This window comes from Methylobacter sp. BBA5.1, assembly GCF_000746145.1.
Lineage (GTDB): Bacteria > Pseudomonadota > Gammaproteobacteria > Methylococcales > Methylomonadaceae > Methylobacter > Methylobacter marinus.
In genome coordinates this window covers 36,987-59,171 of sequence record NZ_JQKS01000016.1, presented here as the reverse complement: position 1 = coordinate 59,171, position 22,185 = coordinate 36,987, and the positions used below count along the sequence as shown (strand labels likewise).

The 22,185-nt window shown below is 50.0% G+C and carries 25 protein-coding genes; 17 read left to right on the top strand and 8 right to left on the bottom strand.

The window, feature by feature from the left end; all coding sequences use genetic code 11:
* Positions 1-8: 8 nt before the first annotated feature.
* From bioB to EK22_RS11005, 15 genes are all read left to right on the top strand, one after another.
* Positions 9-1,004: a biotin synthase BioB gene (bioB, locus tag EK22_RS11075; RefSeq protein WP_020159768.1), complete on the top strand. Its 996-nt coding sequence runs from the start codon at positions 9-11 to the stop codon at positions 1,002-1,004.
* Positions 1,004-2,164, top strand: a complete 1,161-nt coding sequence (bioF, locus tag EK22_RS11070; RefSeq protein WP_036250932.1) for an 8-amino-7-oxononanoate synthase — start codon at positions 1,004-1,006, stop codon at positions 2,162-2,164. The genes bioB and bioF overlap by 1 nt, the downstream gene beginning before the upstream one ends.
* Positions 2,161-2,931, top strand: a complete 771-nt coding sequence (gene bioH / locus EK22_RS11065) for a pimeloyl-ACP methyl ester esterase BioH (RefSeq protein ID WP_036250930.1) — start codon at positions 2,161-2,163, stop codon at positions 2,929-2,931. Before bioF ends, bioH begins: the two co-directional genes overlap by 4 nt.
* Positions 2,928-3,722, top strand: coding sequence for a malonyl-ACP O-methyltransferase BioC (bioC, locus tag EK22_RS11060; protein ID WP_036250928.1), 795 nt, complete (start codon positions 2,928-2,930; stop codon positions 3,720-3,722). Before bioH ends, bioC begins: the two co-directional genes overlap by 4 nt.
* A 4-nt stretch (positions 3,723-3,726) precedes the next feature.
* Entirely contained in the window at positions 3,727-4,401 is a 675-nt protein-coding gene (gene bioD, locus EK22_RS11055) for a dethiobiotin synthase (RefSeq protein ID WP_036250925.1), read from the top strand.
* Between the two features lie 77 nt (positions 4,402-4,478).
* Positions 4,479-4,877, top strand: a complete 399-nt coding sequence (locus tag EK22_RS11050) for a bacteriohemerythrin (protein ID WP_020159773.1) — start codon at positions 4,479-4,481, stop codon at positions 4,875-4,877.
* 251 nt (positions 4,878-5,128) lie between these two features.
* Positions 5,129-5,863 carry a type IV pilus assembly protein FimV gene (locus EK22_RS11045; RefSeq protein ID WP_036250922.1) on the top strand — a complete coding sequence of 245 codons (735 nt, stop codon included), beginning with the start codon at positions 5,129-5,131 and terminating at the stop codon, positions 5,861-5,863.
* A complete protein-coding gene (locus tag EK22_RS11040) occupies positions 5,853-6,998 on the top strand; it encodes a hypothetical protein (RefSeq protein ID WP_020159775.1) in 1,146 nt (381 codons plus the stop codon). Before EK22_RS11045 ends, EK22_RS11040 begins: the two co-directional genes overlap by 11 nt.
* 21 nt (positions 6,999-7,019) lie before the next feature.
* On the top strand, positions 7,020-7,556 hold the full coding sequence (locus EK22_RS11035) for a GTP-binding protein (protein ID WP_027147346.1): 537 nt from the start codon (positions 7,020-7,022) through the stop codon (positions 7,554-7,556).
* A 3-nt stretch (positions 7,557-7,559) separates the two neighbouring features.
* The gene (locus tag EK22_RS11030) at positions 7,560-8,198 is read left to right on the top strand and encodes a hypothetical protein (protein ID WP_020159777.1); all 639 of its coding nucleotides are present in this window, start codon (positions 7,560-7,562) and stop codon (positions 8,196-8,198) included.
* Positions 8,199-8,255: 57 nt separating this feature from the next.
* Entirely contained in the window at positions 8,256-8,618 is a 363-nt protein-coding gene (locus tag EK22_RS11025; protein WP_020159778.1) for a roadblock/LC7 domain-containing protein, read from the top strand.
* A 163-nt stretch (positions 8,619-8,781) separates the two neighbouring features.
* Entirely contained in the window at positions 8,782-9,339 is a 558-nt protein-coding gene (locus tag EK22_RS11020; RefSeq protein WP_020159779.1) for a protoglobin domain-containing protein, read from the top strand.
* Positions 9,340-9,553: 214 nt separating this feature from the next.
* On the top strand, positions 9,554-10,030 hold the full coding sequence (locus tag EK22_RS11015) for a PAS domain-containing protein (protein ID WP_020159781.1): 477 nt from the start codon (positions 9,554-9,556) through the stop codon (positions 10,028-10,030).
* An 18-nt stretch (positions 10,031-10,048) separates the two neighbouring features.
* Positions 10,049-10,795, top strand: a complete 747-nt coding sequence (locus EK22_RS11010; RefSeq protein ID WP_020159782.1) for a phosphate/phosphite/phosphonate ABC transporter substrate-binding protein — start codon at positions 10,049-10,051, stop codon at positions 10,793-10,795.
* A gap of 171 nt (positions 10,796-10,966) precedes the next feature.
* Positions 10,967-11,731 carry an inositol monophosphatase family protein gene (locus EK22_RS11005; RefSeq protein WP_020159783.1) on the top strand — a complete coding sequence of 255 codons (765 nt, stop codon included), beginning with the start codon at positions 10,967-10,969 and terminating at the stop codon, positions 11,729-11,731.
* A 12-nt stretch (positions 11,732-11,743) separates the two neighbouring features.
* On the opposite strand, the gene rpe is transcribed toward EK22_RS11005, so the two are convergent.
* Together rpe and rpiA are read right to left on the bottom strand one after the other, a co-directional pair.
* Complete coding sequence (gene rpe / locus EK22_RS11000) at positions 11,744-12,415, bottom strand: ribulose-phosphate 3-epimerase (RefSeq protein WP_020159784.1); 672 nt, start codon at positions 12,413-12,415, stop codon at positions 11,744-11,746.
* A 128-nt stretch (positions 12,416-12,543) separates the two neighbouring features.
* Positions 12,544-13,197: a ribose-5-phosphate isomerase RpiA gene (gene rpiA, locus EK22_RS10995; RefSeq protein ID WP_020159785.1), complete on the bottom strand. Its 654-nt coding sequence runs from the start codon at positions 13,195-13,197 to the stop codon at positions 12,544-12,546.
* 266 nt (positions 13,198-13,463) lie between these two features.
* Here rpiA and EK22_RS10990 point away from each other — a divergent pair, with 266 nt between their 5' ends.
* Positions 13,464-14,027 carry a thioredoxin family protein gene (locus EK22_RS10990; RefSeq protein ID WP_027147348.1) on the top strand — a complete coding sequence of 188 codons (564 nt, stop codon included), beginning with the start codon at positions 13,464-13,466 and terminating at the stop codon, positions 14,025-14,027.
* A gap of 54 nt (positions 14,028-14,081) precedes the next feature.
* Here the strand turns inward: EK22_RS10990 and EK22_RS10985 are convergent, their stop codons facing one another.
* From EK22_RS10985 to EK22_RS10960, 5 genes are all read right to left on the bottom strand, one after another.
* The gene (locus EK22_RS10985; protein WP_020159787.1) at positions 14,082-14,711 is read right to left on the bottom strand and encodes a bifunctional 4-hydroxy-2-oxoglutarate aldolase/2-dehydro-3-deoxy-phosphogluconate aldolase; all 630 of its coding nucleotides are present in this window, start codon (positions 14,709-14,711) and stop codon (positions 14,082-14,084) included.
* A gap of 97 nt (positions 14,712-14,808) precedes the next feature.
* Positions 14,809-16,629, bottom strand: coding sequence for a phosphogluconate dehydratase (gene edd / locus EK22_RS10980; protein ID WP_020159788.1), 1,821 nt, complete (start codon positions 16,627-16,629; stop codon positions 14,809-14,811).
* 55 nt (positions 16,630-16,684) lie between these two features.
* Positions 16,685-17,395 (bottom strand): 6-phosphogluconolactonase, encoded by a 711-nt coding sequence (gene pgl / locus EK22_RS10975; protein ID WP_020159789.1) that lies wholly within the window; start codon positions 17,393-17,395, stop codon positions 16,685-16,687.
* A gap of 64 nt (positions 17,396-17,459) precedes the next feature.
* Positions 17,460-18,938, bottom strand: coding sequence for a glucose-6-phosphate dehydrogenase (gene zwf / locus EK22_RS10970; RefSeq protein WP_027147349.1), 1,479 nt, complete (start codon positions 18,936-18,938; stop codon positions 17,460-17,462).
* Positions 18,939-19,344: 406 nt separating this feature from the next.
* Positions 19,345-20,241: a carbohydrate kinase family protein gene (locus EK22_RS10960; protein ID WP_020159792.1), complete on the bottom strand. Its 897-nt coding sequence runs from the start codon at positions 20,239-20,241 to the stop codon at positions 19,345-19,347.
* Positions 20,242-20,551: 310 nt separating this feature from the next.
* On the opposite strand from EK22_RS10960, the gene dhaL reads away from it, so the two are divergent.
* Positions 20,552-21,199 carry a dihydroxyacetone kinase subunit DhaL gene (dhaL, locus tag EK22_RS10955; RefSeq protein ID WP_027147350.1) on the top strand — a complete coding sequence of 216 codons (648 nt, stop codon included), beginning with the start codon at positions 20,552-20,554 and terminating at the stop codon, positions 21,197-21,199.
* Here the strand turns inward: dhaL and dhaK are convergent.
* Positions 21,182-22,171 carry a dihydroxyacetone kinase subunit DhaK gene (gene dhaK, locus EK22_RS10950; RefSeq protein ID WP_020159794.1) on the bottom strand — a complete coding sequence of 330 codons (990 nt, stop codon included), beginning with the start codon at positions 22,169-22,171 and terminating at the stop codon, positions 21,182-21,184. The genes dhaL and dhaK overlap by 18 nt on opposite strands.
* Between the last annotated feature and the right edge of the window lie 14 nt (positions 22,172-22,185).

Sequence of the window (22,185 nt, the reverse complement as noted above, 5' to 3'; positions counted from 1 at the left end):
TTAACAGAATGTCTGCAAACCCTGCAATAAACCCGATTCAGCAGTCGAGCTCTATCCGCCATGACTGGCGGCTGGATGAGGTTCAGGCGCTTTATGCGTTGCCGTTCAATGATTTGGTTTTTAAAGCGCAAGCCATTCATAGAGAGCATTTCGATCCAAACGAAATTCAGGTGAGCAGTTTGCTAAGCATCAAGACCGGCTCCTGTTCGGAAGATTGCGGTTATTGCCCGCAGAGCGCGCGCTACGATTCAGATTTGACGCCCGAGGCGCTGATGCCGGTCGACGCCGTTTTGAAAGCCGCCCGGCAAGCCAGAGACCAGGGTGCCTCGCGTTTTTGCATGGGCGCGGCCTGGCGTCAGCCGAAAGACCGGGACATCGAGCGCGTCGTCGAAATGGTGCAGGGCGTTAAGGCGCTGGGCATGGAAACCTGCGTCACACTGGGCATGCTGACCGATGAACAGACGGCGCGGCTGAAGGAGGGCGGACTCGATTACTACAACCACAATCTGGATACCTCGGAAGATTATTATTCGGAAGTCATCACGACACGCACTTATCAGGACCGGCTGGATACCCTGGCGCGCGTCAGGGATGCCGGCATCAACGTCTGTTGCGGCGGCATCGTCGGCATGGGTGAAAGCGATGTCGACCGCTCCAAACTGTTGATCGAGCTGGCCAATTTGCCCAAGCATCCCGAAAGCGTACCGATCAACATGCTGGTGCAGGTCGAGGGAACGCCGCTGATGGGCACCGAGGCGCTGGATCCGCTTGTGTTCATCAGAACCATCGCCGTGGCGCGCATCATGATGCCCGGGTCGCGCGTGCGGCTGTCAGCAGGCCGCAACAACATGAGCGATGAAATGCAAGCCTTGTGTTTCCTGGCCGGCGCCAATTCGATCTTTTACGGCGACAAATTACTGACGACCGACAATCCGATGACTAATCATGATCTCCGGCTGTTCGAGCGTCTGGGCCTGCGTTCTGGCGGTTCCAGCTACGCATAATGACAGGCGCATCGTTGACCTTGGCCGGCGGCCTCGAAGCCATCGCCGCGCAGGGATTGTACCGTTCGCGGCGTATCGCCGAATCGCCTCAAGGCATCCATCTACAGATCGACGGCAGGAAGGTGTTGAATTTCTGCAGCAACGACTACCTGGGATTGGCCAACCATCCGGCTGTCGTTCAGGCGTTTAAAGCGGGCGCCGACCGTTATGGCGTCGGCAGCGGCTCGGCGCATCTGATCTGTGGGCACAGCGCCGCGCATCATGCCCTGGAAGAAGAACTGGCGGCCTTTACCGGTCGCGACCGGGCATTGCTCTTTTCGACCGGTTATATGGCGAACATGGGCGTTATCTCGGTCCTGGCCGGCCGCGGTGATACGGTGATTGAAGACCGATTGAACCATGCCTCCTTGATTGATGGCGGCCTTTTGTCCGGCGCCCGGTTCAAACGCTATGCCCATGCCGATACCCGACATCTGATCAGCCATCTCGAAACCGCGACGGGGCGCAAACTGATCGTAACGGACGGCGTCTTCAGCATGGACGGCGATTTCGCGCCGTTGCAGGCGTTGTCGGCAGCAGCCAAACGCCATGAAGCCTGGCTGATGGTCGACGATGCGCATGGCTTGGGCGTGATCGGCGCGCAGGGGCGGGGCATTATCGATCACCATGGCCTGGGTCAGGACGATGTGCCGATACTGATGGGCACGCTGGGCAAGGCCTTCGGTACGTTCGGCGCCTTTGTGGCCGGTTCCGAGACCTTGATTGAAATGCTGATCCAGAAAGCCCGTACTTATATCTATACCACGGCGTTACCGGCCGCCGTGGCCGAAGCGACCCGGGCCAGCTTAAAAATCGTCTTAGCCGAAAACTGGCGCCGGGATAAGCTGAAAATGCTGTCCGAGCGCTTCAGGCAGGGCGCGCAACAGCTCGGTTTGCAGTTGCTGCCGTCGTCCTCGGCCATTCAGCCCATTATGATCGGCGACAGTCAACGCGCGATAGATATTAGTAATGCCTTGCTCAACGAAGGCTTGCTGGTCAGCGCGATACGCCCGCCTACCGTGCCGCAAGGCAGTGCCAGACTGCGCGTAACCATGTCAGCGCAACATGAAACGCAGCATGTCGACCGCCTGCTAACAGCGCTTGATCAACTGCATTTATGACAAGACTCCATTGCGAAACCTTCGGTCAGGGCCAGCCGGTTGTCCTGGTGCATGGCTGGGCCATGCATTCCGGCGTCTGGCGCGATTTTGCCAAGGCTTTGGCTCGGCATTGTCAGGTTACCTGCATCGATTTGCCGGGGCATGGGCGCAGTGAAAAAATCACGCCGTTTGCACTGGAACAAATCAGCGCGGCATTAGTGGAATCGTTGCCCGACCGGCCTTGCTGCTGGCTGGGCTGGTCCTTGGGCGCTACGGTTGTGCTTGATATTGCCGAGCACTTCCCTGAGCGCGTTGATTCGCTGGTATTGCTGGCGGGTAATCCGCTATTCGTGCAAGCGGAAACCTGGCCGGGCATGGAGGCTTATCAGCTGGATGCATTCATCGATGGCTTAAAGGCCAACTGTCAGGCAACTTTGTCACGTTTTCTGGCGCTACAGGTGAAGGGCTTGGTGGACTGTAAAACAGTATTGAAAGATCTGAAAGAAGCCGTATCCGAGTATGATGTGCCGGATCGGCAGACATTGCTGGATGGCCTGAATATCTTGAAACAGTCGGATTTGCGCCCGTCCTTGTCCAGACTGAAGTGCCCGGTATCGGTCATATTGGGCGGCAGGGATAAATTGATTCCCGTTTCTGTCGGGCAACAGCTGCCGCAGTTGAATGCCGGTTGCGAAGTCAACATTCTCGATCAGGCCGGGCACGTGCCGTTTTTATCGCATCAGCAGGAAGTTCTGGCGGTTATCGCCCGTTTTCTGGAGCAGAGATGAGCGCTGGTTTCGTGTTAGAAAAAAGCAAAATCAGACAATCTTTTTCAGCGGCCTGTGCGTCCTACGATGCTGTCGCCGAATTACAGCGCACAGTTGGCAGGGACTTGCTTGGTCGTATCGAAACGGACAGGCTGGCCGGTACTGTGCTGGATATCGGTTGCGGCACCGGTTTTCTAACCGCGGAGTTATTATCATGGCCGGGCGCTAAACATATGCTGGCGCTGGACCTCGCGCTGCCTATGCTGCAAATCACGCGCGGGAAGCTGGCCGATGCCGGCAATGTCTGGTATTTATGTGCCGACGCGGAAGCGTTACCGGTTGCGGATCATGCCGTTGATCATGTGTTCTCGAATCTGGCTCTGCAATGGTGTGAGGATCTGGAGCTTGTTTTCAATGACATCAGGCGCATTCTAAAGCCCGGGTGTCAGCTGATTTTTTCGACATTTGGGCCGCGTACTTTGCGGGAACTGAAAAGCGCCTGGGCGGAAGTTGACGATTATAGCCATGTTAACGAGTTTTTCAGCCAAGAACAGCACGGTTGTTTTCTTGAACGAGCCGGCTTTCATCGGATAAGGGCGGAAAGTCAACTGCATAGGCCGACTTATGACTCCGTCCAGGACTTGATGAAGGAACTGAAGCATATCGGCGCGCATAACGTGACTGCGGGGCGAAACAGAAGGATCACGACCAAAGCGCAGATGCAGGGCATGATTGCGGCTTATGAAGCGTTTAGAAACGGCGGACGGATTCCTGCCTCCTTCGAGGTTATCATGATTACCGCACGGGCATAATCGCATGAAAAAAGGCTATTTCATTACCGGCACCGATACTAATGTCGGAAAAACCTGGACTACTATTGCGCTGATGCGCTACTTCAAAAAGCAGGGCCAATCCGTGGTCGGCATGAAACCGGTCGCATCGGGCTGTCTGTTAACTAACCGCATCCTGAAAAACGAAGACGCGTTGTTGATTCAGGAGAATGCTTCATTGCCCGTTGATTATGAGCTGATCAATCCCTATGCCTATGAAGCCCCTGTTTCGCCCCATATCGCCGGCGCCGATAATCCGGTGCAACTGGATAAAATCGTTGGCAGCTTTAATCGCCTCAAAGAATTGGCCGATATCGTTCTGGTTGAGGGGGCGGGCGGCTGGCTGTCGCCAATTAATGCCACGGAGGATGTCTCCGATCTGGCAAAAGCACTGAACCTGCCAGTTATTATCGTGGTGGCTATCAAGCTGGGCTGCATTAATCAGGCGAAATTAACCGATCGGGCCGTCCGCTGGTCAAATCTTTCTTGTGTGGGCTGGATCGCTACATGCTCCGATCCTGATCTGTTGAACCGGGAGGAAACCATTCTAGCTGTCAAAGCTGCTCTGGATGCGCCTTTGTTAGGCGTATTGCCGTATTCTGCCCGGGCTGATTTTGATGAGCTGTCAGCGAATATATCGGGTGATCTGAATAAAAATTGATCTAGGTCAACATTTGGACAGGTGTAAAAACTATAATTTTTGTGCGGTTATTATAAAAATTATTGAGGAGAACGTATATGGCTTTAATTACTTGGACTGCTAGTCAATTTGGTACTAATGTAGGATTCGCCGATGACGAACACAAAACGTTATTTGATAAGCTGAATAAGTTGTATGATCTGGCAACCGGCGGGGCAGAACGTTCTGCTGTAGGAAATCAGTTGGATGACCTGATTTCTTATGTTGTCGAGCATTTCGCACATGAAGAGAGGGAAATGCAGGCAAAAGATTTTAATGGTTATACGGCTCACAAAGCCGAGCATGACGCTTTAGTCAGCATTTGCGCCGGGCTGCAAACAAAATTTCATGCCGGCGAGGCAGATGTTACGGAGGAAGTCGGTCAAATGGTGAAAGGATGGCTGGATCATCATATTCCTACATTCGATATGGCTTATGCTGATGCATTGAATAGTTAAGCAATAATTCAATAATCAAAAAAAAGGCTTGTGAAACACGGCTTCACAAGCCTTTTTTATGTCAACAGTAAAAAGTTATGAGATACATCTTGTTGCATGCTCTAATAATTAATTGCTTCAACAAAATAATATAAAGCTCAGTTTAATCGAATTATATTTTAAGTTTTGTGGCTCTTGTATCTGTTTTTTTAAAGAAAAGCAGCTAAAATTCATATAGAAAATCTTTCGCATGAATATTTGAGAGTTAATGCATGATTATTTGCCGGAAATTGATTACTTGCAGTGAGGGACCAAAAGACACTTCTGAATTCCCCGAGCGTAATGTTTTTTTGCCATCAGACTCGAATATCTTTCATTTTGCCGATCACGAATTACCTGAGCAAACTTTAAAAAATCTTGTTTTTCATATTGCCAGAAAACCAAGGCAATTAATCGCTCATATTCAGCGAATTTATTATTGTTACTCCGCCGATTTATCGGAACAGCTTTTTGCTGCGCTGGTTGATTTTCTGGTCATTTTAGACCGGCGCGGTGCAAAAATCAGCCGGCGTATGATAAAGGGTGCAAGATCCAAGCTCTCTCGGGAACAATATAGGTTGCTGCAGGCGTTTATGGTTAATGAAATGGATGTCGCCTTGCTGGCAGGAAACCAATATTCTATTTTTACAAGGGGATTGATTGGCACTCAAAACTTAGTGCGACTGGTTGATGCTTCAGAAGAACAAACGTATGACCCGCTGGATTTGGCTCGTGATTATATTGAATACAGTCAGCTTACTGAAGCAAAAGACGTGCTGGAAAAGGCTATTATTAGCGAACCGCACAGGCTGGAATTGCATCAGGGCTTGTTGGAACTTTATAAATCAACGCACGACGTTTCAGGATTGAAAAAAATGGTTGAGCTTTTCGCCACCTTGGATATAGCCATGCCCGATGGCTGGAATGAATTAATGGCGATTTTTATGAGCGGGAACAATGAACGATAAACGCAAAAGCCCTTTAAAAGTTGTGCTTCATGGCATGGATGGGCGCACTTATAAAACAATGGTGATGTATCTTCAAGGGCCTTGTAAAGGCGCGGCCATTGTTGTTGAAGATATAGATGCCGAAGTCGATATGATTGATGCCGACTCCGTCAATGCCAAAACGTTACTTGAGCAGAAGCAGGCTGAAAACTCGGTCAGGCCAATTATTGTCTTATCCTTAAAGGAACAGAAGCTGGAAAATGTATTATATGTAAAAAAACCGGTAAGGACAGCGGAGATGCTGGATGCCTTGGCTAAAGCCGAGGCGATGTTGACTGCACGACAAAAGTCGAGCGGTAATGTTCGGGCAGACAGGAAGTTATTTATTAATACGGATGAGCGGAAAAAAACATCCAAGCATCAAACAGCGATGCATCTTGATGAAGGGAATTTCAATGCATTTATGGGCTCTATCCCTGGTCTGGACGTAAATGATCCGAAACAATTTCCTAATGCTTTTTATAATCCCAAAGAGTATTTCCAGGGATATTTTCAGTCCGCATGCCTTATTGCCCAGACAAAAAAGCAGGTATTGCATCTCAACTCAGGTTGGAAGTTGCTGATTATTTTTCCTCATAATCATGAAGTCTGGCTTGATGCGGACGACAAACAGTTGAGATCGTTTGCCGGACTGCCGATTAATAACCTGTCAGGTGAGGGGATGTCGCTTACTCCAGCGAGTGCGCATGTGTTATCTGCCGAGAACGCGCCGGAGAAATTCCATAATCTAGACGCCTTCCTGTGGAAGCTGGCTGTATGGACGTCAAGGGGGCGTTATCCTGTAGCCCTTGATATTCATAAACCGGTTTTTTTAAAACATTGGCCGAACTTCACCCGCCTTATTGTCACCCCTCATGCATTAAGAATTTCAGCATTGCTTATAGCTGGACCAAGAACTTTGCCTGATATCGCTGAAATTTTGAAAATCAAGCCCCAATATGTATTTGCTTTCATCAGTGCCGCGTATGCACTTGGCCTGATTAAACAAGCTAAACGGCAAGCCGATGAAATCATTCAGCCTCCAGTCAGCAAAAATAATGAGCGACAAGGGTTATTTACTCGAATTATCAGCAAGTTACGTGGACATAAAACATAAAGTTGGGAACAATATAACAATATGAGCCAATACAAAATTATTTTTACCGGTCCCGTTGGCGCAGGTAAAACAACAGCTATCGAATCAATAAGCGATGTGCCCCCGGTTAAAACGGATGCGGCTGCCAGTGACATGACAAAGAACAGGAAATCATCGACCACTGTAGCCATGGACTATGGGATTATGAATCTTGCAGGTGGTGAGAAAATTCATCTTTACGGTACACCTGGCCAGGAACGCTTTGACTTTATGTGGGATATTCTGACCACGGGCGGTATAGGCCTGATTTTGCTGCTCGATAATACCCGAACGGATCCGTTCCAGGATATGAAGTTTTTTCTGGATTCGTTTCAAGAGTTTATAAAAAAAACCAATGTGGCCATTGGTGTAACTCAGATGGATTTAAGTGCTAAGCCGGCTATCAATGATTATCATATTCAATTGCAGGGCATGGGGCTTAAGCCGCCGGTATTTTCCGTCGACGCCCGGGTTAAAAATGATGTGTCTCTTTTAGTGCAGTCATTGCTGTATTCCTTGGATCCTGAACTCGAGGAATAGCACATGAGCAACTATGTCTTAACAGAGGGGGTGTATTTATACCCAACCCCGGCCGGTACTTATTACGCCGTCTGTTCTGTTAATAGGGACAAGCCTCGGCAGTTTTTAAGAGCATTACTTGCGCAGCAGCAAACCCCAGAACTCAACCTGTCGAATCTACAAAATTTAATGGACCAACAGGAAGAAGCAAAATGCCTGGAGTTATTGCATCATTGCCAAAAATTGGGCTGGGTTCAGGGGCTTGATGCAGCGCTGAATTATCCGCACGATGCCTTGGAAGATATTTTGCCTGAGCTATTAAGCAGAATTTCAGAAAATGGCAAGGTTCTTTTGGCTGATAGCCAAGGCTTCTATCTGGCTAGTCATGGGTTTCCGCATGAAGTTGCTGAGGAGTTATCGGCATTAAGCGCGGAAATTGCAATTATTCATGAACGCCGATCAGGATTATTGATGAATAATATGGGACTGGCTAGTAACGCTTGGGCTGTTATTGATGCGCGCGGTAATAGTCAGCTCGGGTTTTGGCCGTTATTTATTGGCAATAACCGCTTTGTTATTGCAATTTCGGGCATTCCCCACTTTAACCATCCAGAATTCGTTTCTCTGGTTTGGGCATTAAGTCTGCGTTATGCCACTAAATAACGCTTTATTAAAATTTGACCGTTCTAAACATAATTATTAAATAAAGGAGAGCAAAATATGCGCGCAGATATGCTGGCTTCAGTGTTAACAGAGCTTAATGGTACTTCGGCAGATATTGAAGCGTCAGGTGTAATATCAACGGATGGTTTAATGATGGCCTCTGTGTTGCCCGCCGGATTGGACGAAGACCGGGTTGGCGCCATGAGTGCCGCAATGCTGTCGTTAGGTGACCGCACCGCTCAAGAATTGACAAGGGGGACTCTGGAACAAGTTCTAATTAAGGGAGCTAAGGGCTATGTCCTGATGGTTTATGCCGGTAATGAATCCGTATTAACTGTTCTGGCAAAGCCGAATGCTAAATTAGGCTTGATTTTTCTTGACGTAAAGCGGGCCGCAAGCAGTATTGCGGAATTATTGTAGGTGCTTTGCGCAGTCAGGAATTACGGTCTTTTATAGAGCCCCAGTGTTCTTGTTCCAGGAAAATAACCATAGGATTTATATTATAAAAAATAAATAGTTATTGAAATATTATTAATTTAATACGAAATAATAGATTCAATATACTCAGCAACTGAGAAAGCTAATGCCACAAAACTTTAACGAATTGATCGATTATGCCAAGGCATTTTCCGGTTTAACGCCTGAGCTTGAGTTGTGTCTAAAAGATATTGGGCCAGAAATCACGCCGCATCTGAAAGCCGTCACTGATTCTTTTTATGATCAATTAGCGGCGATACCTGCAACGGCAAAATATCTGGAAGGCCGTCTTGAGACCTTGAAAATAGCTCATTTAAGATGGATGACAGGGCTATTTGCCGCTAATGTCGATGCTGAATTCGCTCAACATATGTTTCAAGTCGGTGATATTCACGTCAAAGTCAATCTGCCTGTTGAGTTTATGGCGGGTGCCATGACCCTGATCAATAATGAACTCATCCGTATCATTGTCGAAATATTTGGTCATGATCCTGAAAAATGCTCAAAAGCCCTGCAGGCGATCAGTTCCGTCACCGGGCTTACCCTGATGATAATGCAGCAGTCCTATCAAGAGTCGACGATTGCCGATGAACTGGAGAAATTCCTCTGTATTTCCGGCATGAGTAGAACGCTATTTGCCAATCTTGCCAAGGCCTATAAATAATCAGAAATTAACCTCATAAAATCAATGCCCTGATGATACTCATTAACGACAGGGCGTTGATTTTTACTGGCCGCGATGAAGGGCGGCACGCTTGATATGAAAATAAGAAACAGTAACGGCCCCATTATCCTGCGTGTTGATTTAAGCTGGCTGACTACAACATATAAAAACTGGTGCTCAGTTAAACTGAAACGTAACCAGATGGAGAAACACAATGCTTGATGATATGAAACCAGAAGACATAACCGGTGATTATCAGGAGGTTACTCTGAATTTATACGACGGTGCGAAGCGCAAGGTGTTATATACCCAAATTGAAACGCCTTATCCTGACGGCAAGCTGATCGTATCGACGACGGACCCGGAGGGCGTCATTACGCATGTCAATCAGGCTTTTATTGAAATGTCCGGCTATACCGAAGATGAACTGATCAATGCCCCTCATTCGATTCTAAGGCATCCGGATATGCCGCCGGCGGCTTTCAAGGATTTATGGGATACGGTGCAAAGAGGGGATAAATGGCAGGGGTTTGTTAAAAACTTGCGCAAGGATGGCGGTTATTACTGGGTCAAGGCCACCGTTATTCCCAATGTAAGAAAAGGCAAAGTAGTCGGATATACCTCTGTGCGCCGAAAACCCTCCCGGACGAAAGTGGAAGAATGCATCAGGCTTTATCCAACCTTGTTTTAATCTATACGGAGCCTAATCATGCCAAACATGTTTACAGTCAGTCCAGATTTTCCCCCCGATCATATTTCCGGCTGGTATATCTTTAATACCTGGCTTCAAAAACAGACCGGGGAAGCGATTCATTTGGAAATGTATAACAATTTCCCTACGCAAAGAGCCGCCATCGACCAGGACAAAATTGATTTGATTTATGCGAATCCATTTGATGCCGCCATGCTGGTGCGCGAAAAAGGCTTTTCACCATTAGTGAGGCCGGTCGGTGTGACTGATGAAGCTATTATTGCTGTCCAGGCTCAAAATGCAGTGGAAGATGTGGCTCATTTGTCGCCGGGTATTCGGGTAGCCGTCACAGAAGATCCTGATGTCCGTTTAATGGGCATGATCATGTTGGAACCCGGGGACTTGGATAACAGTAATGTGCAGGCAATTGTCTGCGATAGCTATATTCTCATTGCAAAACAACTGCTGCGCGGAGATGCCGATGTCGGTATTTTTCTGGCCGAAGCTTATGATAATTTATCGAATATCATCAAAAGCCAGCTGAAAGTGCTGGTCCGCAGCCAGATTAGCGTCGTTCATCATTCGTTGATGATCGGTCCGAGACTGGCGGATAAAAAAGAAGTCTTTCAAAAATTGCTGGTCGACATGAATAATGATGAGAAAGGGCAAGGGGTGTTGAAAAGTCTGGGTTTTGATGCCTGGATTCGCGTGGACGATGAAGAAATGGAATTTATGATTGATTTGATGGATACTTTGAATACATAGATGCACAATGCCGGCTTCATTAGTAAAATACTTGTCATAACATCGCCCGGACAGTAAAGTCCGCGGCCGTCAATTTATAACATTATCATTTATCTTGCTTTCGAGCTTTAGGCACTAGCATTGAGCCGATGGGTCGAATGGGTAATTCTGCTTAATTCTTAAGGTTAATCTATGTGTATTTCTCTTGCCGTGCTTGAAAAAGTGGTCCGTGAAGCCGGAACTATCGCTCTGACGCATTTCAAAAATCTGAAGGATCTGGAAGTCAGTAGAAAAAGCCCGCGCGATTTTGTGACCGAGGCTGATGTCGCTGTAGAGGCTTTTTTAAAAGAGGCTCTGGCTAGAGAGTACCCGCAATTCGGTTTTTGGGGTGAGGAAAGTGGTAAAACCGAAAATCAGTCCAGCCGCTGGGTGGTCGATCCGATAGACGGCACACATTCATTTTCGCGCGGTCAGTATTTTTGGGCGCTCAGCGTGGCACTGGAAATCGATGGGGAATTAGTGGCCGGTGCGGTGTATGCCCCGGCACTCGGTGATTATTACTGCGCCGAGAAAGGTAAAGGAGCATGGAAAAACGGTCAGCCTATCACGGTTTCATCGGAAACTGATCTTGGTTCTGCAATGGTGTGTACAGGTTTTGCCTGTTTGCGCAATTATCTGGAACAGAACAATCTTGAACGTTTCTGCCGTATCGCGCGGGTTACGACAGGGCAGCGCCGTTTTGGTTGTGCGGCGATGGACGTATGCCTGGTCGCCGACGGTCAGATCGATGCGTTCTGGGAACAGGAATTGAACCTGTATGATATTGCTGCAGGCGCTTTAATTGCCAAAGAGGCTGGCGCGACCGTGACCGACTTTCAGGGTAACGCGGGCGTTTTTCCGAAGCAGATTTTAGTCACAAACGGGAAGATTCTCGATCAAATCCTCCCGCTTATGTAAGGCCTTAAGCGGTTATTCCGCTTTAGCTATTTCAGCACGCATCGCGTCGATCACGGCTTTATAGTCAGGCTGGCCGAATATCGCCGAGCCCGCTACGAAGGTGTCGGCGCCGGCCGCTTTGATGTCGCGGATGTTGTCGACTTTAACGCCGCCGTCGATTTCCAGTCGTATATCCAGTCCACTGTCATCGATGCGTTTTCTGACTTCACGCAGCTTAGGCAGTGCGGACGGGATAAAAGACTGACCGCCAAAACCCGGATTGACCGACATCAATAAAATCATGTCGATTTTATCCATCACATAATCCAGATAATGCAACGGTGTGGACGGGTTGAATACCAGACCGGCTTTGCAACCGCAGTCATGGATCAATTGCAGGGTTCTGTCGACGTGAACCGATGCTTCCGGATGAAAAGTGATATAGCTGGCACCCGCCTTGGCGAAATCGGGAATAATGCGGTCCACGGGCTCGATCATTAAATGTACGTCGATGGGTGCGGTAACGCCGTGTTTTCTTAAGGCCTCACAGACCAACGGACCGATAGTCAGGTTAGGTACAAAATGATTGTCCATGACATCAAAATGCACGACATCGGCGCCGGCTTTTAGAACATTGTCGACTTCTTCGCCCAGTTTGGCGAAATTCGCCGATAGAATGGAAGGTGCAATCCAGTTTTCATTCATTTTTTTACCCTCTTAATATTGTTTGAATAATTATTTTTTTGATGGAGGCCGCCTGAAGCTTGGAGCGGCCGTGTACTATGGTCTAATGGCGGGAGAAAGGCTCAAATGGTAGCCTTCCGGCATGATTTTTATAAAGTAACGACTTCGTTGCCTTTGCCGACCAATACGATATCGGCACCTCTCAATGCGAACAAGCCGACGGTCACAACGCCCGGAATATTGTTAATGGTTTTTTCCAGCTCGATAGGATCGGTAATATTCAGGTTGCGGATATCAATGATTTCATTGCCGTTATCGGTAATAAAGTTTTCTCTCCAAACCGGCTGGCCGCCCAGCTTGACCATTTCACGTGCGACAAAGCTGCGAGCCATCGGAATGACTTCAATAGGCAGCGGGAACGCGCCCAATACATCCACGCATTTGGATTCATCGGCAATGCAGACAAATTTTTCGCTGGCTTCGGCGATGATTTTTTCCCTGGTCAAAGCACCGCCGCCGCCCTTGATCAGTTTTTTGTCGGGATTGACTTCATCCGCCCCGTCTATATAGATTTTAAGATCGTTAACGGCATTCAGGTCCAGAACCGGAATGCCGACTTTTTTCAAACGCTCGGTAGTGCCAATGGAACTGGAGACAGCGCCTTCGATATCGGCTTTATAGTCAGCCAGCATTTCGATAAAGAAATTAACCGTTGAGCCGGTGCCGACCCCGATAATGGGAATATCTTTAACATATTGCAGGGCGGCTTCGGCAACTTTTTTTTTCAGTTCGTTTTGAGTCATAGGTCGTTTTAATGTTAAGGGTTAATGGTGTCGCGTTAAGGCGATTCGTATTTAAAGCAATAACCATAAGAGTGGCTATTGAAAAAGCAATGGCAGGAAATTATATAAAAAATAACACCGATTGAGTAATGCTAAGTAAAAGGATAATAAACATTTATAAATGATTATGGGTCTTAAAGCCGATATCCCGGTTATTATGAAAACCGATAGCGCTTTATAATCACAAGCTTTATTCAGAATTTTCATAACTATTTTAGGAGGAAAACATGGCAGCAACCCCTTCAAACATGATGCCCTTGGGCACTATCGCTCCCGATTTCGATTTGTTCAATCCCGTCACGGGTTCTCACAACAGTTTGCAAGAATTAAAAGGTAAAAAAGGCACGGTAGTGATGTTTATCTGTAATCATTGTCCTTATGTGCTGCATGTGAAAGATCAGTTGATCGATATTGCCAGGCATTATGCGGCGTTGGGCATCAGCACTATCGCCATCAGTGCCAATGATATAGCAAATTACCCGCAGGACGCGCCGGACAAGATGAAGGAAATGATGGATGCCTGGGGGCACCCTTTCGCGGCATACCTGTATGATGAAAGCCAGGACACCGCCAAGGCCTATCAGGCGGCTTGTACCCCTGATATTTATGTGTTTGATCAAAACCTGGCCTGCGTTTATCGCGGCCGCCTGGATGGCGCGACGCCAAAAAACGATGTGCCGCTGACTGGCGAGGATCTGCGCAATGCGCTGGACAATCTGCTGGCCAATAAACCTATCAATACCGAGCAGATTCCCAGCATCGGCTGCAATATCAAATGGAAGGAAGCATAGCGCCCGGCGACTGGCTACAGGACCCGAATAGGATCCTGTAGCGGTTGACTGGTGTTATTTTTTTAGCGCGGCCGCTTCTGTGGCGCGGCGTTTGATTTCGTCCCAGTCTTCCTTGTCCACGAGATCGGCAGGCGCCATCCACGAGCCGCCGACACAGGCGACATTGCTCAACGCCAGATAATCGGCCGCGTTTTTTGGGCTGATGCCGCCAGTCGGGCAGAAGGTGACCTGCGGCAGCGGACCACCGATCGATTTCAGCATCGGGATGCCGCCGGCGGCTTCAGCCGGGAAAAATTTCATTTCCGTGATGCCTTTTTCCATCAGACGCATGACTTCGCTAGGGCTGATGACGCCAGGCAGGATAGGCACACCCGACTGAAGCGCGGCATCAATCAGGCTTTCGGTCACGCCGGGGCTGACCAGAAACTCAGAGCCGGCATCGATGGCCTGCTTTAATGTTTCCAGGTTGATAACGGTGCCGGCACCGACGATGGCCCCCGGCACCTCGGCTTTGATTCTTCTGATCGCATCCAGGGCAATCGGTGTGCGCAGGGTAATTTCCAGCACTTTCAATCCGCCTTCAACCAGTGCATGCGCCAGCGGCACGGCATGTTCCAGTTTGTTGATAACCATCACCGGCACGACCGGGGACGTGTTCATAATGTCTTTAATGGATGCAGTCATTAATAAATTCCAATTTATAAACTAAAAGATAGCCATTCTGGCTGGAGAAATAATAGACCCGGCCCGGAAAAATCCGGACCGGTGCAATCAGTACCGATTAATCTTCAACCCATAGGTTGGATGCCCCGGTTTCAGATGACGATGCGCCGCGGCGGAAAGCGCCGAACAGCTCGCGTCCCATGCCGCAGTGATGGTTCGTGGCCGTATTGACGGCCGGTGTGCGGGCATTGAATTCGGCTTCATCCACCCGGACATTGATTTCGCCGGTTTGTGTGTTCAAATAAATGATGTCGCCGTCGCGCACTTTGGCCAGCGGGCCGCCGTCGGCGCATTCAGGGCACATGTGTATCGCGGACGGTACCTTGCCGGAAGCGCCGGACATGCGGCCGTCGGTCACTAGCGCGACTTTGAAGCCCTTATCCTGGAGTACGCCCAATGGCGGCGTCAGTTTGTGCAGCTCGGGCATGCCATTCGATTTGGGCCCCTGGAAACGGATGACCGCGATGAAGTCTTTTTCCAGTTCGCCGCGTTTAAACGCCGCCATCATATCGTCCTGATCATCAAATACGACCGCGGGTGCCTCAACGATCTGATGCTCTTCCGCCACGGCGGAAATTTTGGAAACGCCGCGGCCCAGGTTGCCGTGCATCACATGCAGGCCGCCGCTGGTCGCGAACGGCTTGGCAACGGTGCTAAGCACTTCCGTATCCAGCGATGCCTCGGGACAAGGCTCCCAAGTCAATTTGCCGTCAAGCAAGCGAGGTTCCTGCGTGTAATTTTTCATGCCATGCTCGTCGGCGACGGTTAGAAGGTCTTCGTGCAGCAGACCGTTCCGCAACAGCTCGGCAATCAGGACGCCCATGCCGCCGGCGGCCTGGAAGTGGTTGACGTCGGCCTGGCCGTTCGGATAAATGCGGGTCAGCAGCGGGATGATGCGGGACAGTTTGTCAAAGTCATCCCAGTTGATGATGATGCCGGCGGCGCGCGCGATGGCAATCAGGTGAATCGTATGATTGGTGGAACCGCCCGTGGCCAGCAGCCCAATGATGGCGTTCACAATCGCTTTTTCAGTGATCATATGCGCGATCGGACGGAAATCGTTGCCTTGGGAAGTGAATTTCAGAACCTGCCTGGCGGCGGCTTTAGTCAATTCATCGCGCAATGGCGTGTAAGGGTTGATGAATGAGCTGCCCGGCAGGTGCAGGCCCATGATCTCAACCATCATCTGGTTGCTGTTGGCCGTGCCGTAGAAGGTACAGGTGCCGGCACTGTGGTAAGACTGCGATTCCGATTCCAGCAGTTCCTTGCGGCCGACTTTGCCTTCCGCGTACAGCTGGCGGATGCGAACCTTTTCTTTGTTAGGCAGGCCGCTGGGCATCGGCCCCGCCGGCACGAATACCGCCGGCAGATGGCCGAAACTCAGGGCGCCGATCAGAAGACCCGGTACGATCTTATCGCAAACGCCCAGATACAGGGCGCCGTCGAACATGTTGTGGCTCAAGCCGATTGCGGTCGCCATGGCGATCACGTCGCGGCTGAACAGCGACAGCTCCATGCCGGGCTGACCCTGCGTGATGCCGTCGCACATGGCCGGCACGCCGCCGGCAAACTGGGCGACGCCGCCCGCTTCCTTGATGGCTTGTTTAATCAGCGCTGGCGCGTCTTTAAACGGCTCATGGGCGGAGAGCATGTCATTATAAGAAGAGATAATCGCAATATTGGCTTTCTCGCTGCCGGCCAAGTCGGTCTTCTCGCCGGACGCACAGGCGGCAAAGCCGTGCGCCAGGTTGCCGCAGGCCAGTTTCGCGCGGTGCGGACCTTTTTCAACCGCGGCGTCGACGCGCGCCAGATAGGCGTCACGTGTTGCACGGCTGCGTTCAATAATTTCTTCAGTAACTTTTTCTAATATAGGGTGCATAATATTCTCTTCCTACGACTGCTTGTGATGACGGCTTAACATTAGTCAATATACCTCAAGGTGCCCAATACAGTTCAACCGGCACTTTATTCTGCCGTAGCACAGCGCGTACTGGCATGTCTTCTACTGGGCCTTCGGTCATGGCTCGACGGAATACGGCGAGCTTTTCCACGCCGGTCAACAAAATGATCAAGCGCTCTGACTGTAGCAGGCCGTTCAGCGTCAAGGTTAAACGTTCGGTATTAGGGCCGGTAACATCGCTCTGCTTGGCCATGATGGCGGCGGTGAGTTGCTGATTGTTTTCTGCCAGGGCATCAGTCAGGCCGTCCGCATGCGGGAATAAGGAGGCGGTATGGCCATCATTGCCCATGCCCAGTATGGATATCGCGAACGGTTTCGGTAGCGCCTGATACAGCGCTTCTGTTTCGGCGCAGCCTTCAGCGGCGCTCGCTGCCGCGTTTTTCATGCCGACGAATGAAGCCCTGGCTGCGTTATTAGTCAGGAGCGAGCAATCAATGAGGGCTTCATTGCTGGCGCTGTGCTCTTTGTTTACCCAGCGTTCGTCGACCAGGGCAACATTGATGTTGTCCCAGTCCAGGTCGGACAGGGATAACGCTTCGTACAATGGCGCCGGGGTGCTGCCTCCGGATACCATGAAGGTTGTCGCGCCTCTGTCGCTCAGGGCTTTTGCCAGATGGGTCCGGCAATCGCTTGCCAACGCCGCGAATAAACTGGCGCGGTCTTCAAACAAAAATTCTTTAACCATGGCTGTGCTCTTTAATTCTATTTTTTGTAGCCCTCTCCATGGCGGAAAGGGCGTGAAATATTTATTATTTATAACATGGATCTTCCCAGGCCCTGCCGTCCCGGGCAAGCAGTTCATCCGCTTCGGCCGGTCCCCAGGTGCCTGCGGGGTAAGGCTTAGGGGCTGTATCAATATGCGCCCAGGCATCTTGTATCGAATCAATCCATGTCCAGGCCTGTTCGATTTCTTCACGGCTCAGGAACAATGTCGGATTGCCGCGCATGGCTTCGAGCACCAGTTTTTCATAGCCTCCGAAAAGACTGCTCTTTTTGAAGGATTCATCAAAACTTAAATCCAGCTTGGTCTTGTGCAGCTTAATGTGTTCATCAATCCCCGGGATTTTGTTCAGCATCACGATATCGATGCCTTCATTCGGCTGAAGGTGAATAATGAGCTTGTTGGGGGGCAGGACGTCGTAACTGTCTGTAAAAATATTGTGCGGCAAGCGTTTAAAGTAAATGACAATCTCGGTGCGCTTGCCAGCCATGCGTTTGCCCGTGCGCAGGTAAAAAGGCACATCCGCCCAGCGCCAGTTATCGATATCGACGCGCAAGGCGACAAAGCTTTCCGTCGTGCTGTCCTTATTGGCGCCTTCTTCTTCCAGATAACCGGGTACTGCTGTGCCTTTGATAACGCCGGATGCGTATTGTCCACGCACCGTTTTTTCTTCAACGTTGTCAATGGTAATGGGACGCAGTGCTTCAAGCACTTTGATCTTCTCTCTGTGTATGTTCTGGGCCTCCAGGTTGACCGGCGGATCCATGGCAACAAAAGTCAAAATCTGCAACAGGTGGTTCTGCAGCATGTCGCGTAACTGTCCGGTTTTATCAAAGTAATCCCAGCGGCCTTCAATGCCGACCTCTTCACCGACCGTAATCTGAATATGGTCGATGGTGTTATGGTCCCAGTTAGAGGTGAAAATGGAGTTGGCGAAGCGCAGTGCCAATAAGTTGAGTACCGTTTCCTTGCCTAAATAATGATCGATACGGAACACTTGCTCCTCGCTGAAAACCTCAGCGACGGCATCGTTGATTTCCTTGGAGGAATTAAGATCGTGACCGATAGGCTTTTCCATCACCATGCGTGATTCTTTGTTTAAAACCCCCGATTGGTCGAGGCCCTGGCAAATGTTTTTAAATAAAAACGGTGCGACGGCAAAATAATTGACCATAACCCTGGTGCTTGGATCGAGGACGTCATGTAACTGTTTGTACTGGTCCAGTTGCGTCAAGTCTATTTGCAGGTACGAAAGCCTCGCGGAGAAGGTTTTCCATACGCTGGCATCGATTTCTTCATTCAGAAAATCCTGCAGGCTTTTGTAGGCAATGTCGATATAGGCGGCGCTGTCCTGGGCAATTCTGTCGATACCTATGATCCGGGTGTCGGGCTCAATTAAATTGGCTTTTTCAAGTCGGTATAAAGAAATGAGCAGTTTGCGGCGGGATAAATCTCCCATGGCCCCATAAATGACTAAATCGCAGGGTTTAAATGTTGTCGTTTGCATTTTTGTTTTGTTAAAAAATTAAGATGAAGTTTAATGAATGTCAGTTGTATTTAGGAAAATCAGGCTGAACACGAAATAGTTGTGTCCGCGGGTGAAAAAACAAATAGAGTGCGCTTTCGAGAGTCATCCCGAAATGAGTTGGAAAAAACTGAAAAGCAGTATTAACCCTGGTGTTTTGGCCAGTAAGCGGATCGCTATTGCTTGTCCGTCGGGCAATGAGGGAAAACAGTTGTTTCATACGTTCTTTGACAAGCAAATGGTCAGTTATGGTTCCTGGGAATAGTTGATATATCAATGTTTTTCAACTCTTTGCTGTTTCTTGGCGTTTCGATCGTTAAATAATAGCGGGTGGTTCCATGCCGGTGACTGGAGAATCCATGCTTCAGGCTGCGGATCAACTTGAATATTATACATGAATGTCTCGATGCTGCTCGAGCCATGTGCGATGTTCTTCCTTTGATGGAATGCCCAGGCGAGCACCTGTTCTGGTGCAGCAAAGGGCTCCGGCGGCACTGGCATAGCGTAAGACATCGAGCCACTCCAGGCCTAAAGCGACAGCGGCGGCGAAGGCGCCATGAAAGGCATCGCCCGCGCCAGTGGTATCGACCGCGGCAACCGGAAAAGCCTGCAGAACGCCGCGCTCTTTGCCGCGTTGCCAGAGCAGTCCTTTTTCGCCTAGCGTGATGACGGCGGTAGGCGCGGTCTCCGCCAGGCGCATCAGGGCCGTTTCTTCGTTGCCGGCAAACTGGCGGGCGAATTTTTCCGAACAGACCAAATAATCGACCTGATCCATTAAGGCTAAAGTCCCTTCATGTAAAGAGCCCGCATCCAGTACAGTAGGAATGTTATCCCGCTGTGCGCGCTTCGCCAATGCCAGAGACAGATGGGGTTCGTGGCCATCGAACAGCACGACTTTGGGTTTGACTGAAGAGAAATCTACAGCGTCTGCCGGCAAGGCCCGGGTATCGCCTTTGTAATTGATCAAGGCTCTGTCCCCGTCCGGTTTGACCAATATTGTCGACAGCGGCGTAGGGGATGAGCCTCGTACGATAAGTCGGGTATTGACGCCGTATTCTACGAATTCCTCATTATGCTTGTCGCCATAAAGATCCAGGCCCAGATAGCCGGCGAAAGCGGCGTTAAGGCCCAGTCGCGAGACCATGACGGCGGCATTAGCGGCAGGCCCGCCTCCGCAGCTGATAAAACCGTCCGCAAAAAGTTTTTCATCCTTGGCGGGATGATGCGAAACCGAGAAAACCAGATCATAAGATGCATGACCGATGCAAAGTACATCCACTCTCATTAGATCAGCCGCCATGAAAGATTAAAATGATTTGAGCTCAAAGGTGAGGCCCTCAAGTAAATCGGCAAGGGTAAGGGTAAATTTTCGAAGATTATCATCATGGTGTATTTACTGGCAAGCCGGACTCGGCGGAGCGATGGAGTTTTCGGGTCTTAATTCGATTGATGGAAAGTATTCAGCCGGCAAAATCCACGACTGCTTAAGACGGAATGATCGGATTCCGTTTGTCATTGTCAGGTTGGCTGACTGGACAGCATCATAAATTGCGCGCTATTCTCCTGTTTTTCAATATTCTGGATTGGAAACCATTATGCAACTTACTCCTCAATTATTGCCGGGCCTGATTCAGGCTATCGCCGATGTAATCGAAAACAATGCCGAAGAGATAACCATTCTGGACCAGGCTATTGGCGACGGCGATCATGTGATTAATTTGCAGCGCGGCATTCAGGCCTTGATGGTGCAAAGCGCTGAAGTAAGTCAATTGGATTGGGATGCTGCCTGGCAGAAAATCGGTATGACATTGATGTCGACGGTAGGCGGTGCATCGGGTTCGCTATATGGCACCTTGTTTATTGCTATGAGCAAAGCGGCCCGCGAGCGGTTTCTGGATTTGTCCGGTTTTGCCGAGGTTTATGCCCAGGGCGTGGAAGCCGTCAAGCAGAGAGGAAAGGCGGATGTTGGTGAAAAAACCATGCTCGATGTTCTGGTTCCTGTAGCGGACAGCTTGCGACAATCATCGGCGGAGGGTGCCGAGTTGACTGTCGCGTTAACCAGGCTGGCAGAGGTGGCGGTCGCGGGTATGGAATCCACCCGCGATATGCTGGCCACCAAGGGTCGCGCTTCCTTTTTGGAAGAGCGGAGCAGGGGGCATATTGATGCTGGCGCTAAAACCGCTCAGTTAATGATTTGCGCGATAGTCGCTGTGCTGATCGAGCGCTTAACATCCCCAGCGTAAAGCCGCGGTATGAACCGGCGCATCCCATAACCGAATCAATTCCTCATCAAACAGCGTCAGCGTAACCGAGGCACCGGCCATGTCGAGTGATGTGGTGTAATTGCCGACCAAGGAACGGCAAATATTGATGCCGCGTTTTGCAAAGAAGTTGGCGGCCAGATCGTAAATCAGATGCAATTCCATTAACGGCGTTGCGCCAAAGCCGTTGACATGCAGCAATGCCGATTGGCCTTTTTTCGGATTCAGTTCTTCATCAATGGCTTGGGCGAGATGCTCGACAATTTCCATAGCGCTGGCTAATGCCATTGTCTCGCGGCCGCGTTCTCCGTGTATGCCGACGCCCATTTCCATTTCATTGTCGTCGATAGTAAATGTAGGGTGGCCAAGGGCCGGCACCGTGCAACTGCTCAGGGCCACGCCCATGGATGCCGTCGCCAGGTTGACGCGCTCGCCGAGCGCTTTGCACGTCGCCAAGTCGGCGCCGTTTTCCGCCGCGGCGCCGACGATTTTTTCCACGATTAAGGTGCCCGCGACACCACGTCGCCCGGTACTGTGGGTTTTGGGCAGCGATACGTCATCGTTTATCAAAACCGTTTCGTTCGGGCAGTCCAGCATTTCCGCCGCGATTTCGAAATTCATGACGTCCCCAGCGTAATTCTTGACGATAAACAGGATGCCGCCGCCATTTTCGACTGCCTGGGCGGCGGCCAGCATTTGGTCAGGGGTGGGCGAGGTGAATATCTGGCCGGGACAAGCCGCATCCAGCATGCCACGACCGACAAAACCGGTATGCAAAGGTTCATGGCCTGAGCCGCCGCCGGAAATCAAGGCCACTTTGCCGGAAACAGTCGGGGTGGCGCGCCTGATAAAATGCGGCTGAAGATTGAGCTGGATAATATCCGCATGGGCTTTGGCGAAGCCGCGAAGACTTTCGTCGAGCAATGTGTCAATACTGTTAATGAATTTTTTCATGGCGGCGACTCCTG

What these genes read in the sequence shown, in the direction of transcription:
- EK22_RS11035 (WP_027147346.1), top strand. Translation starts at nt 7,020, where the DNA reads ATGAGCCAATACAAAATTATTTTTACCGGTCCCGTTGGCGCAGGTAAA.
- EK22_RS10960 (WP_020159792.1), bottom strand. Translation starts at nt 20,241, where the DNA reads ATGAGAGTGGATGTACTTTGCATCGGTCATGCATCTTATGATCTGGTT.
- zwf (WP_027147349.1), bottom strand. Translation starts at nt 18,938, where the DNA reads ATGCAAACGACAACATTTAAACCCTGCGATTTAGTCATTTATGGGGCC.
- EK22_RS11045 (WP_036250922.1), top strand. Translation starts at nt 5,129, where the DNA reads ATGATTATTTGCCGGAAATTGATTACTTGCAGTGAGGGACCAAAAGAC.
- dhaK (WP_020159794.1), bottom strand. Translation starts at nt 22,171, where the DNA reads ATGAAAAAATTCATTAACAGTATTGACACATTGCTCGACGAAAGTCTT.
- rpe (WP_020159784.1), bottom strand. Translation starts at nt 12,415, where the DNA reads ATGAATGAAAACTGGATTGCACCTTCCATTCTATCGGCGAATTTCGCC.
- bioC (WP_036250928.1), top strand. Translation starts at nt 2,928, where the DNA reads ATGAGCGCTGGTTTCGTGTTAGAAAAAAGCAAAATCAGACAATCTTTT.
- edd (WP_020159788.1), bottom strand. Translation starts at nt 16,629, where the DNA reads ATGCACCCTATATTAGAAAAAGTTACTGAAGAAATTATTGAACGCAGC.
- EK22_RS11010 (WP_020159782.1), top strand. Translation starts at nt 10,049, where the DNA reads ATGCCAAACATGTTTACAGTCAGTCCAGATTTTCCCCCCGATCATATT.
- bioF (WP_036250932.1), top strand. Translation starts at nt 1,004, where the DNA reads ATGACAGGCGCATCGTTGACCTTGGCCGGCGGCCTCGAAGCCATCGCC.
- EK22_RS10990 (WP_027147348.1), top strand. Translation starts at nt 13,464, where the DNA reads ATGGCAGCAACCCCTTCAAACATGATGCCCTTGGGCACTATCGCTCCC.
- EK22_RS10985 (WP_020159787.1), bottom strand. Translation starts at nt 14,711, where the DNA reads ATGACTGCATCCATTAAAGACATTATGAACACGTCCCCGGTCGTGCCG.
- bioB (WP_020159768.1), top strand. Translation starts at nt 9, where the DNA reads ATGTCTGCAAACCCTGCAATAAACCCGATTCAGCAGTCGAGCTCTATC.
- bioD (WP_036250925.1), top strand. Translation starts at nt 3,727, where the DNA reads ATGAAAAAAGGCTATTTCATTACCGGCACCGATACTAATGTCGGAAAA.
- bioH (WP_036250930.1), top strand. Translation starts at nt 2,161, where the DNA reads ATGACAAGACTCCATTGCGAAACCTTCGGTCAGGGCCAGCCGGTTGTC.
- rpiA (WP_020159785.1), bottom strand. Translation starts at nt 13,197, where the DNA reads ATGACTCAAAACGAACTGAAAAAAAAAGTTGCCGAAGCCGCCCTGCAA.
- EK22_RS11030 (WP_020159777.1), top strand. Translation starts at nt 7,560, where the DNA reads ATGAGCAACTATGTCTTAACAGAGGGGGTGTATTTATACCCAACCCCG.
- EK22_RS11020 (WP_020159779.1), top strand. Translation starts at nt 8,782, where the DNA reads ATGCCACAAAACTTTAACGAATTGATCGATTATGCCAAGGCATTTTCC.
- pgl (WP_020159789.1), bottom strand. Translation starts at nt 17,395, where the DNA reads ATGGTTAAAGAATTTTTGTTTGAAGACCGCGCCAGTTTATTCGCGGCG.
- EK22_RS11005 (WP_020159783.1), top strand. Translation starts at nt 10,967, where the DNA reads ATGTGTATTTCTCTTGCCGTGCTTGAAAAAGTGGTCCGTGAAGCCGGA.
- EK22_RS11040 (WP_020159775.1), top strand. Translation starts at nt 5,853, where the DNA reads ATGAACGATAAACGCAAAAGCCCTTTAAAAGTTGTGCTTCATGGCATG.
- dhaL (WP_027147350.1), top strand. Translation starts at nt 20,552, where the DNA reads ATGCAACTTACTCCTCAATTATTGCCGGGCCTGATTCAGGCTATCGCC.
- EK22_RS11025 (WP_020159778.1), top strand. Translation starts at nt 8,256, where the DNA reads ATGCGCGCAGATATGCTGGCTTCAGTGTTAACAGAGCTTAATGGTACT.
- EK22_RS11050 (WP_020159773.1), top strand. Translation starts at nt 4,479, where the DNA reads ATGGCTTTAATTACTTGGACTGCTAGTCAATTTGGTACTAATGTAGGA.
- EK22_RS11015 (WP_020159781.1), top strand. Translation starts at nt 9,554, where the DNA reads ATGCTTGATGATATGAAACCAGAAGACATAACCGGTGATTATCAGGAG.